The sequence below is a fragment of the Paenibacillus sp. 7523-1 genome (genome assembly GCF_002276415.1).
Classification (GTDB): domain Bacteria; phylum Bacillota; class Bacilli; order Paenibacillales; family Paenibacillaceae; genus Paenibacillus; species Paenibacillus illinoisensis_A.
This window is the reverse complement of record NZ_NPBR01000016.1, coordinates 107,271-122,079: the sequence shown is the minus strand read 5'-3', so window position 1 is coordinate 122,079 and position 14,809 is coordinate 107,271. Positions and strand designations below refer to the sequence as shown.

The following is a 14,809-nucleotide window of genomic DNA, read 5'->3' as shown; positions in this document are numbered from 1 at the left end:
TAGACCCACCAGGTCTTCATATGCAACAGCTTATTGTTGTTAGAAGCTATGAAGTGAATGACATTGAGAGAGTTTTGAACGTTTTTGATGAAGAAGATGAATTGATCGAGGCCTCAAGGGAGTATCCAGAGTAGCTTGGAAATGGTGAGTTCTATATCAAACGTGTTAGGTACGGGCTTGTTGATGTCGCATTAGTCCGGCTGAAATGTCGCAAAAGTACATGGTAACGCCATGCGGAGATCGTTTATACTCTCCTTATGTTTCGATAATGAAAATCATTATCAGTATTATACATAAGGGGGATTCATCATGAAAAAAGGAACGAAGGGGCAATTGGCTGGAAGCAATGCCTACACTGCCCGCCAATCACGATTGTTAATGGGCCTGATGCTGGCTCTGATTCTTGTCCTGACGGCTTGCGGTGCCGGAACAGGTACAGATAGCGGTAAGCAGTCTGCTGCAACGCCAGAGGAGACACCCGCGAATGAAGAAACCCAAACCGCCGGAGCTTTTCCTGTAACGATCAAGCATATGAAGGGTGAGCTGACACTCAACGAAAAACCAAATAAAATTGCTGTGCTTGATGTTAAGTTTCTGGATCAAATGTTGGCCGTTGGAGAGAAGCCGGCAGGTAGTGTGATTGCTGGAGGCAACACCGATTTTCCAGAATACTTAGGCGATCAGCCAAGTGACGTACAGGTTCTGGGTACACGGGACGAGCCCAATCTGGAAGCAATTGTAGCCTTGGACCCCGATCTGATTATCATGACGGACTTTCAGGAGAAACAGTATGAGAATGTAAGCAAAATTGCACCCACCCTCGTACTCGACTTCTACGAAGATTGGCGCGATACGTTAGCCACGGTCGCTAAGATTACAGACAAGCAGGACGAGGCAGAGAAGGTGCGTCTGGCGTATGAGGACGAAGTTGCTGGTCTGAAGGCGAAGCTGTCAGAGAAAATGGGAGATGAAACGGTAGCTCTGATCCGTCCGAGAAAAGAAGGTATTCGTGTTCATGGTATTGAGCATCGCACAGGCGGCATTCTGTATCAGGATCTGGGCTTGAACATGCCTGCACTCGTTGAAGGAATCAAGGACGATACCTCTGTTGAAATCTCAATGGAGAAGGTTCCTGAGATTGGCGCGGATCGTTATTTCGTACTGTCGGATGAGCTGTTTGCCGCAGAAGCAGAGGCTATGATTAGCAATCCAGTGTGGAAGTCCCTTGATGCTGTGAAAAATAACCGTGCGTATGATGTGAATTCGACCCTTTGGATCGCATACTATGGACCTCTTGCCATTAATCTGATTGTAGATCAGGCTTCGGAAGCCCTGCTCGGATCGAATTAACATGAACCAATATCTCTCGACAGACTTATGGCAACAAACGGTGGAGGATCATTCGATATGGCTCGGTGAGCCGCCTGAACATAGTGTCCGTACCATTGCTTTGAGCGAGCTGCATGAAGAATCTGCATGCCGAGAGTATATCAGCTGGTTTCAGGAGTATATCGATGCGCCTGACATGAAGGTTGCCGCTTCAATGCTAGCCAAGCGAATTGGCTATCTGTGGACTGCTCCACTGGTGACGGCGATGACTTTTCATCATCAGCATGTTTCCTTTGAGCTGGAGAACAGCTTCCTCTATCATCCGACGCTCTCCGCTCATGAGGGTGGTACACGTTTTCCTTTTCTGGCGGTGAATCGGCTTCAAGCAGATGCAGTGACAGGAGACAGGGAAGTGTGGCGGGAAAAGGTGGTAGAGGAGATGTTTGCAGTACAGCTTACACCGCTGTTAAAGTCCCTTGCTGCGATTGCACCTCTATCCATGAGTATTCTCTGGGAGAATATCATGGTACGTATTGGCCGGTTGTATACACCTGATGCAGATGATGGGCTGGAAAGCCAGCACGTTCAGAATGATTTTACTTATCTGACACAAGGCGCGCCAGGGCAGGTGTTCGGTGTAAAACGTAATCCGTTTACCCGATTTACCGAAATCCAAAACAACGTTCCTGTTGTGAAGAGCAAGCGCATCACCTGCTGCTTGTACTATCAGATGTCAGAGGAGTATTGCAACAAATGTCCGAAAATTGACAATGAGAATGAATCTCAATTAAAATGACAGCAGCAACAACCTTACCTTTGCTATTGTCAGGAGATGAGAGAAATGCCGCTGCAAGAACAAACAAGTCTATGGAGTGATACAACGATCAAGATGCTTGACGTGCTTAGCGGTACGTTGCAGCCAGGCAGTAGTCTTAGCGAAGCCGAATTAACGTCAAATCTGTTGCTGCTGGCAGGCGGCGGAGAAGGGGAGCTTGCAATGGATGGTGAAGTTTGCCACATTGGGGCTTCTTTTGCTGCTCATGTGATTGAGGGATCCTCCTTTACACTGATTGCCACCTCAGACAACATGGATTATATCTTGATCATGTATAAGGCAGTCTCCATGGAAGGAGTCTCCCTTGTTTTGCCCTCGCACCGCAATCACCCGCTGCGTACTTCATTTGTTGAGCACCCGGGAACTCAGGCGGAATGGGTTCAGATGGCGGAAAAAATTGCAGCGAAATGGAGTAGGGGCGAAGGGCTGGAACGTTTTCACGCCAATGCACTGCTGCAGGGGATGCTCTACGAACTCATTATGGAGTATGAACGTGGTCAGGGAGGGACAGCGTCAGACATGGTGGATGTTGTCGCTGCGTATATAGCGGGGCATTATCGCCAGAATCTGGAGCTGAAACAGCTGGCCGCACTTGCGGGATGCAGCGTAAGACAGCTGCAACGAAGGTTCAAACAGGAGAAGCAAATTGGACCGATGGAGTACGTCATCCAGCTGCGGATGGAGAGTGCATCACGGATGCTCCGCCATACCGATGCTCCCATTGGGGAAATTGCAGAGAGAATGGGCTACCGCGATATGTATTATTTCAGCAGGGCGTTTAAGAAATATCATGGAGTTCCTCCGCAGTTCTATAGGCAAACGGCTGCTTCGAGAGCAAATGAGCTCTCTATGTATCCCTTGCCGCAGAACCGCATGGCTTCCTGGTACGAGTCGTCAAAAGGCACCGTGATTTGCCATCTGCGAGGTCAATATGATGTCACCATATCTCCACAGCGTATTGCTGTACTCGATGTACAATATGCGGATCATCTGCTTGCACTTGGGGTGTCCCCGGCAGGCAGTGTAGGATCGGGAAGTGCGGCATTCCATTTCCCTCAATATATCAGGGCAAGGCTTCAGGGTACCGAATTACTTGGAACGTATGAGTATCCCGATCTTCCAGGGGTGGAACGACTATGTCCGGATCTGATTATATGTACGGAGGTGCATGAAGCGCACTATGAACGGTTAAGCCGGATCGCTCCGGTTCTCATGTTTAAACGTAATGAGAGCTGGCAGACCATTCTGAGTCTGTTCGGTGAACTGACAGGCAAGCGTGCAGAGGCCAAGCGAATCGTTGCAGATTATCATCGACGAACTGCATTGCTGTCAGAAGAACTTGCTCCTGTACTGGCAGGTAAGAGCGTGGCATTAATTCGTCCGTTTGACTCTATGGTTCGGGTACATACAGCTTCTCATCGTACAGGTGCTGTGCTCTATCGAGACCTGGGTTTGCCTGCCCCGTTATTTGTAGCCGATCCCTCCGACACGGCTTATCATATTTCGGTTGACAGACTGCCGGCCGTACATGCCAGCCACTACTTTTTGCTTAGCAGCGAAACCATGCAGGAGGGGATGTCTGCGACAGAGCAAAGCGTCTGGGGGATGCTGGATACGGATGAGCGACAGCATATATATTCCGTAGATGCCGCGACATGGATCGGCTGTTATGGACCAACCGGCATCAATGGCATCATCGATGAGATTGCTCAGGCTCTGTTGGCTTGAGAGTGCCATCCTGAAAATGATAAACCCTAAAGAAACCGTTCCTTGTAAAGTGGATGTGTTCGCAATCACATACCAAAGGGACGGTTTCTTTTTACATTTAACATATCTAGGCGAGTCATCTTAGGGATATATCGCTCTTTGCGGAATGACAAGAACAACGGAATATAGGGTCAGTCCTGATCGGCTCTTCATTCGGAAATGGTTCCAATTAGGATGTCTTCGGCCCCTTTCCCTGAGTTAACCGTTGGTCTGCCGTGTGTTGGTGCCGGAATTGCCCCGGGGTAAGTCCTGTTCTGGCCTTGAATATTTTGTTGAAATAGCTGACGTTTGCGTACCCTATCTCCCGGCAAACCTCCTCAACGGAGGCATCTGTCTGCTTCAACAGCTCCATGGCACGTTTGATGCGCAGCTGGATGAGATAGTCATTAACCGTCATGCCCGTTGACTCTTTGAAGATGCGACCCAAGTAGGACGAGCTGCGTTTTACGTGTTCCGCCACGTTATCCACTGATATATTCTTATTGTAATGGTTGTCCATGAATTCGGTTGCCAGCTGAAGGGTCACATCCGTCATTTTGGAGCGCTTCTCCCGGTGGTAGTCAATGATATTGCTGCATATCGTTAACACACATTTCTCCATATCCTGAACGGTTTCGGCACGCGCCAGAGCATCGGTATAGGACGATCCTTCACCGATAACAGCGGTCACCTCGCCGCCCGTCTGAACGAGTGTTTTAACCAGCTCCCCGCTTAATTGAACGTACAGCTGATGAATATTGGCCTTACCCAGCCTTTGCTTTAGCACCTCCCGGGTGATGGCCCGGATTACGGCAGTACATTCCTCTTTATCCGTCTTCAGCAGGGACTGCTGCAGCTTCGTTTCGAGTTCATACGGATAATAGTAGGTACCTTCTTCCGATTTCCATTCATCAAGGATCGAATAGGGCAGAATTTCGCCCTTCCCAATGTAGATTTTCATATTTAGTGCCTCTTGAGTCTCGTTGTAAGCTGCACGCACGACTTGTTCTCCGGAGTGAATGCGGCTGACAGCGATGGTCACAGAGATCCCATAACGACTGAGAAAATATGATTTGAGACTTCTGGCTTGTTCCACAGGAAAGGTATCATCGGCATCCGGATGTAAGGAGAGAAGGATGACCGTGTGCCTGCTGTCTTTGACAAAAATTTCTCCGTTGATATCCTTTCCCAGCTCTTCCATCAGACCGTACTGGAGCAGATGGGAATGGAATATATCCTCCGATCCCCTCATCGGCTGATGCTCCTCGAGTTCAAGGGTCAGGATGGCAAAACGATTGAAATCAAGCTGTAATCCAAGCAGCTCTGCCGCATGGTCGGGTCTGTTTGGTGCTTCTTCTGGAACGTTGCCCAGAATGAGATCGTTCAAATACTTTTCCTTAATGGCCGTGCGATTTCCGGTGAGGAGTTCATCCACTTTCAGCTTTTCTTTTATTAAAATATCGCGGTTCCGTGTCATCTGTTCAAATGAATGACGGATAAAGCCAGCTTCATCCGTGCTGCTGGGAGCGCCGGATCTGTCGCGCCGTTCGGATTCTTCCGAGCTCACAATATAGGAGATCACACTTTGCAGCGGGCGATATAATCTTCTCGATAATAAATAGGAGATAGCAACAGCAGCCGTTATATATAGGATGGCGACTGTCCAAATGAGGACTTTAATTCGGTTCATGCCTTGCAGAAGGACGGATCGTTCGGTGATATCGACGAATCGCCAGCCTGTCATATTTGATGCACTGTAGGATACGATCTGATCGGAATCACCAATATAGTAGCCGCTCTCCGATGTTACCTGTTCGGCATCCCACTGCTGAAGAAGGGCTTCTCTGTCATGAGCATCGGAATAGAGGAGTTCACCTTGTGGACCAATGACCATGATGGTGCCTTTCTTGCTATTGTAATGACTTAAGTAGTCAGCGAAGAGTCGATCCAGATTCAAATTAATGACGATCGCGCCCTCCACTTGGCCAATCAGTGGCATTTTCTGAATCAGGGAGGTCGCAGGATGATCCGGAGAAAATCCATTCGATCTTCCCGTTAACCAGACGGTACGAGATGATGAGTCTTGATTTAAGGTATCCAGCCAGGACTGGTCAGCAAAGTCGGATATAGGAGATGTCTTTATCTCCGGACGTGATGTCAGGACAAGTTCAAGCGGGGCGTAGTATAGATAGATGGAATCGATGTAGGGACTGAGCTTTTTTTGCTCTTCTACAAGAGTGGATAGATCAATTAATGAACCTACAGAGAGCTTGCCTCCGATGGTATGGTACACATAGGATTGAGCCATAAGCAGACTATTGGCCGCATTTCCGATGGTTGTCAGCTCCTTATGAATGAGCTCCTTCTGCTGAGTCAAGACAGATTCATTATAACTGATGGCGTTACGGACACTGTTATCAGCCGAAATCATATAAGTGACCGAAGAAATGAGAACAACAGTGATCAAAGCTATGGCAGTCATCGATAGGAGCAGTTTAACGAACATGGAGTTATTTTTCATGGCTAAAAATCCCCTCATGGCAATCCCTCCTTACCTCAGATGTGGTAGCGCTTACAATAAAAGTCGATGATCTCAACAGTTGTGCAGTCCATTATATATCACACCAGCGGAATTAGAACAGATCGAAATTGAAAAACATACAAAAAACGGAATAACGTCAGTGGCTCTATACGGCTTCGGAAGCCAAAAACATAAAAAAAATGGAAAGAGAGGATTGTGCGCGGGAAGGTATAAAGCTTAAATTTTAAGTATGTAAAAACCGTTTCCAATACCCGGCCGGGTCGTTATGCAGGATGCGGGATTCTCGAATCCATAACCAATCCAACAACAGGGGGTAGGTTCTATTGAGTAAAAGAATCAAATTTGTAAGCGCTATCCTACTAGCTGTAAGTTTAACGGCAAGCTTGCTTACCGGATGCACTTCCGAGACGAACTCCTCAAGCCCGAGTTCTAATGCAGGAGAAACGAAGGGAGCAAACTCCAATCCGATCGAAATCTCCTGGGGCATTCACTTTGCCGCAGATGGAGTTGTCAATGACTCGGTGGTTCAGAAGTGGCTGGAACAAAAGTTCAATGTAAAGATCAAACCCGTGAAGGTAACGGACGCCAGCATCGCTTCCGGGGATATACCAGACATATTCATGCTCGGTGATCCTTCTAATGTAATCGCTTACCAAAATCAGGGCGTGTTAATGAGCATTGATCAGAACATGTTGAAGGAGAAAATGCCTGAGTATTACGCGGATATTGAGAAAAAGAAAGAGCTTTTTCAGACTGTTACCGTTAATAACGAGCTGTGGGCTATCCCGATGTTTATCGATTTGAAGCCTTACGATCTGGGGATGTTGTGGCGTAAGGACTGGCTGGATCAGGTCGGCATTCAGAAAGTCCCAGAGACGTTGGATGAATTCGAGGCAGCCGTTTATGCCTTTGCACAAAAGGATCCGGACGGGAACGGTGTGAAGGATACGTACGGGTTGACAGGAACGGCTACGTCCACGTGGTCATCCGGGTTCTATTCCATCTTTGGTGCATTCGGTGTGGAGCCGACCATGTGGATGGAGAGGGATGGTCAGATTGTAAATGGATCGATCATGCCGGAGACCAAGGAAGCCTTGGCGAAGCTGCGCAAATGGTATGAGGATGGGGTCATCGATCCGGAATTTATTACAGATACACAGGATTCATATCGTAAGAAACTGTATAACAACCGGATCGGAGTCATTGAAGAGCAGATCAGCAAAGGCGCATTGCCGGAATCGGCAACAGTCAAGGAAATGCTGGCCTTGAATCCGGATGCCAAGATGGCATTTTCCAAAAATCCGAAGGGACCTGGCGGTGACGGCTCCTGGGATTGGGGAATCAAGAGCAATTTCCTGGTTATCGGCAGCAAAGTCAAGGATCAGCCCGAGAAGCTTGAGAAGCTGTTCGAAATTCTACAGGCACAGAGCAATGATGAAGAGACCATCAATATGACTAGCCTTGGTGTGAAGGGGGAGCAATGGGATTTTGCTGAAAGCGGTGCTACCTCAGGGGCGACGACATTCCTGCCTGGATTCGATAAGCAGGAGCAGCGTGATCAACTGGGAATCCGCCTGTTCTCTTTTGGTAACATTACCACCCAGGCTTATCGGGACAAATATTCCGATCCGAAGCTGAATGAGGCGGTCAAAACGTATTCATCTGCTCCAAGATGGACCGATGCGCTGCTATTCTCTGTGCTACCTTCGGACGGAAAATACAAACAGGAATTGACGTCACTCATGCAAAAATATTTCGCTCAAATCATCAGCGGCGAAATTCCTCTGACTGATTTTGATACCTTCGTGACGGAATGGAAGGCAAAAGGCGGCGATGAATTAACGAAGGAAGCCAATGAGATGTACCAAGCTCAATTCAAAAAATAACCTTGACTTGGCTAAGCCACCCGTGAGGGCTTAATCATCTCTTGCGGGAGGGCTGGCGGTTTGGTTTAACAAGGAAGTGCGCCATGAAAACGATAAAAAAACACGGAGAGCTGCTTTTATTATTTCTATTTGCCTTCGCCTTCTTCGTTGTATTTAAATACGGCCCTTTATATGGAGTCGTCATTGCCTTCAAGGATTTCCGGGTCGTCGACGGGATATGGGGAAGTCCATGGGTCGGATTTCGCCATTTTCAGGAAATATTTCAGAATGGGGATTTTTATCGATTACTTAAAAATACCCTGCTCCTGAATTTGTATCAGATGATCTTTGCTTTTCCCGCACCAATCATACTGGCGATTTTGCTTAACGAGGTGAGGTCAAGGTATTTCCAGCGGTTTATCCAGACGACCATGTACTTGCCTCATTTTGTATCGTGGGTCGTCATGTCCGGGCTGATTATTTATTTTCTCTCTCCCACGTCAGGTGTTGTAGGGGAAATTGTGAAGTGGTTTGGAGGGGAACCTGTCTTTTATATGGGAAAGAAGGAATATTTCCGTCCGATTGTGGTCATTTCTTCAATCCTCAAGGATATCGGCTGGGGCTCGATTATCTACTTTGCTGCTTTGGCGGCGATCAACCCGGAGCTGCATGAATCGGCCGTCATTGACGGAGCCAATCGGTGGCAGCGCATCATTCGAATTAATATCCCATCCATTATGCCCACGGTCGCTATTATGTTCATTCTGAGTCTTGGTGGTTTCTTAAGCGCAAACTTTGAACAAATCATCAATCTGTTAAACCCGGTCAATTATGAAACGGGTGATGTCATCGATACTTATGTCTACCGGGTAGGTCTGCAGCAGTTCCAGTACAGCTACACGGCGGCCATAGGCTTGTTTAAATCGTTGGTGGGGCTCCTGCTGATTCTGGGGGCTAATCTGACCGTGCGAAAATTGAGCCGCGGGGAGAGCGGTCTATGGTAAAGGCAGGAGGAAGACAGTCATGAAAATAAAAAGATGGCAAGAGCTCATTGCACCCGCCATGATCTACCTTATATTGTCCATCCTGGCACTCATCGTTGTGTACCCGTTCATTCATGTCCTGTCCGTCTCCTTCAGTGGTAGGGGAGAAGCACTTCGAAGCGGATTTCATTTTTATCCTCGGGATTTCGAGTGGGAAGCATACCGCGGGCTGCTGGACTATCCATTAATCTGGTCAGGATATGCGAATACGCTGTTTCGGATGGTCGTAGGGACGGCCTTAACACTTCTCGTTACCATCTGCGCAGCTTATCCGCTCTCCCGTCCCGATCTGCCCATGAAACGGCTGCTGATCATGCTGCTGTTGTTCACGATGATCTTCGATGGCGGAATTGTCCCGCAATATCTATTAATCAAAGAACTGCATCTGCTTAACACGCACTGGGTCTATGTGCTGCCATCCGCTGCCAATGCTTTTCATGTGCTTGTAATGATCTCGTTTTTCCGTTCCGTTCCAGATGCGCTGATCGAAGCAGCTCGTATCGACGGGGCAAGGGACTTGCGAATTCTGTTCCGTATCCTGCTCCCGCTGTCCATTCCGTCTCTTGTGACGATCGGGCTCTGGAATTTGGTTTACCACATTAATGCGTTTATGGATAACCTGCTTTACGTCACCGATTCATCCAAATTCGTGCTGCAGCAGGTTGTCCGCCAGATCCTCATCGAGAGCAAACTTGATCCGTTTACTACGGCGACGCTTGCAACACCGCCTGCTCCGGAGAGCTTGAAAATGGCGGCTGTCATTGTCAGCTCATTGCCGGTGATCGTCATGTATCCTTTCCTGCTTCGATATTTCGAAAAAGGAACCATGATTGGGTCTGTAAAAGGGTAGTGATTATTCGCATTTTATCTGATTGATCTTATAAGGGAGGTATTTCCGAAGATGATGAGGAGACGGATCATTATTGCATTAATCTTGGTCTTGTTGGTGGGGTGTCTGCCGGTTACGGGAGTGAATGCGGAAGATGCGGTGAACCCTGGTGCTGTCTTTTATATTTCAAATGATGGTGATGATTCGAATCCGGGAACGGAAGCCGCTCCATTCCGTACACTTGAAAAGGCCAGGGATGCAATCCGGCAATTGAAGAAGGGTTCCGGGCTGCCTGAAGGCGGTGTGACGGTCTATTTAAGGGGCGGCACCTATAATCGAAGCGAAAGTTTTCTGCTGGAGGAGCAGGACTCCGGTACGGAGAATAAGCGGATAACTTACAAAGCTTATCCCGGAGAAAGCGTGCGGTTAAACGGCGGTCTGGAACTTCAGAAAAGCTGGTTTTCTCCGGTAACGGACACGAATGTCCTGGACCGAATCATCAGTGCGGATGCCAGAACGAAGGTTCTGCAGGTAGACCTGAAAGCTCAAGGCATCACGGATTACGGTGTAATGAGCCGGCATGGTTATTACAAAGCCAATGACGTCAGTCAGGTTCCGCCGATGGAGCTGTATGTCGAAGGTCAAGGCATGACCCTTGCCCGCTGGCCCAACAATGGAACGGTCCAGATGGGCACCATCACCGATCCCGGACCTACCCGCAGTGACCCGGATTTGCAGACACGTGGCGGGACCTTTACCTACAATTACGAAAGACCGGATCTATGGGAAGAGGCGGATGACATCTGGTTGGATGGTATATTCGGTTACAGCTGGGAATGGTCGTACAACCAAGTGGCATCCATCAATACAAGTAACAAGACGATTACCTTGGCATACGGAGAGATGAGCGGTCTGTTTACCAACTGGTACCCGGACTTCCATTTTGCCCAAAACTTGCTTGAGGAGATCGATATGCCTGGTGAATATTACATCGACCGGAAGCAAGGCAAACTCTACTTCATGCCTACGGCTGCCTTTGAAAGTGATCATCCTGAGATCATGGTTACGATGCTTAAAACACCGATGATTAACGCGAATAATCTTTCGCATGTGACCTTTGAGGACCTGATCCTGGAGAATGGCCGGGACTCCGCAGCAGTCATTATGGGCGGGGACAGCGTCCGATTGGAGCACTGCGAAATACGTAATTTCTCCAATGGAGGCGTGTTGATCAATACGCAGAGCCGCTGGTTATATAACGACTTTGCCAAAGTGGACGGAGTGAATCATGCGGTGAGCAGCTCCCATATTCATCACATCGGCGGGACCGGGGTGATTCTGAATGGCGGAGATAAGAAGACGCTTGAGCCAGGAAACAATGTCGTGGAGAACAGCCATATCCATGATTTTGCTTACTACCACAAAGCCTATAATCCGAGCATCTTCCTGACGGGTGCGGGGAACAAGGTTTCCCACAACGAAATTCATGACGCTCCCCATCCGGGAATGCTGATCTTCGGCAATGACCATCTCGTGGAATACAACAACATTTATGACGTCTGCAAAACCTTCTCGGACCTCGGCGCCATCTATATGAATCTGGGCGAGTCGCCTCAGGAACGGGGATCGGTAATCCGCCGGAATTATTTCCACAATATCGGGGAAGGCAAGGCAGGGGTTCAAGGGGTATATCCCGATAACTTTACCATGGGCATTACCATTGAAGAGAACATATTTAACGGCATGGGTAACGATGCCATCCTCAATAACGGCGGTGCCCATATCAAGACCCGAAACAATCTTTTTATTGATGCCAAAGTACCGTATGAATATTCGGACATGTATCTAGGCGATCAACCGGATCAGCAAATATCCAAAAACTATATGCCCAAATGGAAAGCGTTGTTTGAAAAGAACAATAATTTCGAAGGCACGCCGCATATGGAGAAATACCCGGAACTGGCGGATTTCTTCACGGAGAACCGGTATTTTCCGGATACCAACACGTTTCAGAACAATGTGATCTATAACCCGACGAGGAAATTAAGCGGCACGAATAATCAGGGAGCAAATGACAAACGAAACCTGCTCCAGTATGCGAACAACTGGATTACGGATCATGATCCTGGCTTCGTTAATCTGGCAAATGGGGATTTGAATTTGAAGCCGGATGCGGAAGTGTTCCAAAAGATCCCTGGCTTCCCGGCCATCCCTTTCAGCGAGATAGGAATCCAGGGGAAAGCCGGTCCGTATCTGGCTCCGGATCACATTGCTGTGGATCGAATCCAATTGTATGACGAAAGCGTAACCATCGGGATTGGGAAGTCATACGCTCTGTATTCCGCAGTAATTCCCTGGAACGCAACGAACCCCGCTATTCAGTACACGTCGAGCGACCCATCGATTGTTAAGGTGGATCCAAGCGGCAAGTTGAAGGGGGTTAGTATAGGGAACGCAACGATTACAGCCGTTTCTGCTGACAACCCGGCCTTAAAGGATGAGGTTCAGGTTACCGTTGAAGTTGGGGATGGCATTATCGATTATACCGATTTCGAAAACGGCAGGAACAGCTGGCCGACAGACCCGAACCGGAGCATTGTCGAGGTGGAAGGCGGCAACCATATGTATAAGCTCGTTAAAGGAGCAACAACGCTAAACGAGAATGAGTTTAACCATTATGAGCTGACTTTTAAGATGAAGACGCCGAAAGTCATCGCAGATGATGCCACATTCTATGTGTTTGACCGTTTGAACTCTGGCGGAAGCGGTGGAAGAATTGGTTACCGGAAGTATGCAAACGGAACATCTGCCTGGCTCTTGTATAATGCGGCCTGGGCTGCAGTGAAGCAGAATACGCTGGCTGCTCCTGATCTGCAGCCGGATACGGTTTATAACATGAAAGTCATCGTTAAGGGTCCGGAGATTAGTGTTTACGTGGATAACAAATTGAAGCTAAAGGCAAGTGATTCGACATTCAATGCGTCCGGCCAGGTTGGATTCTATGCCGGCGGCTTCAGTGAGCTCCTGTTTGATGACATCAAATTCACGGTTCCAAGCAGGGAAGTATCCGGTTTGCTGCTGGGTGAGAGCCATGTCAACATGGTCAAGGGGGAACAAAAGCAGCTGCAAGTTCAATTTGATCCGCTTGATGCCGAGAATAAGGAGGTTATTTTTCATACCTCCCAACCGGGAATTGCCGCTGTGGATGAACATGGCTTGGTAACTGCTTTGGCGGAAGGCGAGGCTGATATCACTGTAACATCAGTCGCCAACCCGGAAGCTTCAGCATCCGTACGCATTCAGGTGTCTAATGTGATGCACTTTACGGATTTTGATTTGGGAGCGAATGGATGGCCGGTAGACCCGAACCGCAGTATCGTAACTGTGGATGGCAACAAAAAGTATAAAATTCTCAAAGGTGCCTCGGCTCTTCATCCGAAGACATATACCGACTATGACCTTACCTTCACGCTGAAAACGCCGGCGGTCATGCCGGATACGGGAACACTATATGTATATGATCGGTCCGTCTCCAGCACATCCGGGAAAATCGCATACAAGAGGCTGGCGGACGGCACTTCACAATGGATTCTTTATAATGGAGCATGGACAGCTCTGAAAACGACGAATCTGTCTGAAGAGGACCTGAAGCCTGATACGGAGTATACCATTCGCATCCGGGCCGAAGGTGCGGACATCCGCGTTTACGTTAACGGGGAACTTAGACTTGAAGGGTCGGATACCAAGCACAATCCATCTGGAACGGTAGGCTTCTATGTTGGCGGGTTCAGCGAAATGTGGTTTGATGACATCCAATTTTCCCTGATCGATACGGATCGAACGGCTCCTGAGACCACGGCTATCATGAGCCCGGCAGAACCGGACGGCATGAATGGATGGTATACACAGCCTGTAACCCTTGCCTTGCATTCTTCTGAAGGCTCTTCTGAATCCGCATCGACAGAATATAGTCTGGATGGAGGGGATACCTGGCTGGCCTATCAGGAATCTCTGACCTTCAGTCAGGATGGCCGTTATACCATTCTATACCGTTCACTGGATTCGTCCGGAAACGCGGAGGAAGCGAAATCACTGGCGTTTAATCTGGATGCCTCGGCACCCATGATTTCGGTGGCAGAGCCGCTAGCCAAAGACTTTTCAAGCGCAGAGTCCCTGAATCTCTCATGGACTGCTGTTGATGAGGTGTCCGGGGTTGATGAATTGAAGAGTACAGCAAGGCTTGATGACCAGCAGATCCAGCATGGAGCGGCGGTGCTTCTCTATACGCTGCCCCTGGGAGCTCACACCTTCACAGTAACCGCCACAGACGAAGCGGGAAATGAACAGGAAGCGGTTGTAACGTTCTCCACTTATGCAGATATCAGCTCGCTGAAAGCGCTGGTAACACTCTTTCGGGAGAAGTCCTGGATTGACAATGGCGGGATCGCTAACAGCCTGCTCAAGAAGCTGGATAATGGGAATACGGAAGCATTCCTCCATGAGGTTCAAGCCCAGAGCGGCAAACATATTACGGAGGAAGCAGTAGCCTACCTGCTTCGGGATGGGCAGGCTGTAACAACAGAATAGACCATAGAAAAAAGCCTTTCCGATCATATTCGG

General features: G+C 48.5%; 8 protein-coding genes. 7 read left to right on the top strand and 1 reads right to left on the bottom strand.

Going from position 1 to position 14,809, the window contains the following annotated elements; all coding sequences use genetic code 11:
* The first annotated feature begins 309 nt into the window (after positions 1-309).
* The 3 genes from CHH60_RS18200 to CHH60_RS18190 are packed head-to-tail and all read left to right on the top strand — an operon-like array spanning position 310 to position 3,892.
* Positions 310-1,350 (top strand): ABC transporter substrate-binding protein, encoded by a 1,041-nt coding sequence (locus tag CHH60_RS18200; RefSeq protein WP_095360479.1) that lies wholly within the window; start codon positions 310-312, stop codon positions 1,348-1,350.
* Position 1,351: 1 nt separating this feature from the next.
* Complete coding sequence (locus CHH60_RS18195; RefSeq protein ID WP_095360478.1) at positions 1,352-2,125, top strand: (2Fe-2S)-binding protein; 774 nt, start codon at positions 1,352-1,354, stop codon at positions 2,123-2,125.
* Between the two features lie 45 nt (positions 2,126-2,170).
* Positions 2,171-3,892, top strand: a complete 1,722-nt coding sequence (locus CHH60_RS18190; RefSeq protein WP_095360477.1) for a helix-turn-helix domain-containing protein — start codon at positions 2,171-2,173, stop codon at positions 3,890-3,892.
* Positions 3,893-4,100: 208 nt separating this feature from the next.
* Here the strand turns inward: CHH60_RS18190 and CHH60_RS18185 are convergent, their stop codons facing one another.
* The gene (locus CHH60_RS18185) at positions 4,101-6,449 is read right to left on the bottom strand and encodes a helix-turn-helix domain-containing protein (RefSeq protein ID WP_095360476.1); all 2,349 of its coding nucleotides are present in this window, start codon (positions 6,447-6,449) and stop codon (positions 4,101-4,103) included.
* Between the two features lie 326 nt (positions 6,450-6,775).
* On the opposite strand from CHH60_RS18185, the gene CHH60_RS18180 reads away from it, so the two are divergent.
* The 4 genes from CHH60_RS18180 to CHH60_RS18165 all read left to right on the top strand — a co-directional run bounded on the left by CHH60_RS18180 (position 6,776) and on the right by CHH60_RS18165 (position 14,776).
* Complete coding sequence (locus CHH60_RS18180) at positions 6,776-8,338, top strand: extracellular solute-binding protein (protein ID WP_095360475.1); 1,563 nt, start codon at positions 6,776-6,778, stop codon at positions 8,336-8,338.
* Positions 8,339-8,421: 83 nt separating this feature from the next.
* Positions 8,422-9,321, top strand: coding sequence for an ABC transporter permease (locus CHH60_RS18175; protein ID WP_095360474.1), 900 nt, complete (start codon positions 8,422-8,424; stop codon positions 9,319-9,321).
* A 19-nt stretch (positions 9,322-9,340) separates the two neighbouring features.
* A complete protein-coding gene (locus CHH60_RS18170; RefSeq protein WP_095289326.1) occupies positions 9,341-10,210 on the top strand; it encodes a carbohydrate ABC transporter permease in 870 nt (289 codons plus the stop codon).
* Positions 10,211-10,261: 51 nt separating this feature from the next.
* Positions 10,262-14,776 (top strand): Ig-like domain-containing protein, encoded by a 4,515-nt coding sequence (locus tag CHH60_RS18165; protein WP_095360473.1) that lies wholly within the window; start codon positions 10,262-10,264, stop codon positions 14,774-14,776.
* Positions 14,777-14,809: the final 33 nt, after the last annotated feature.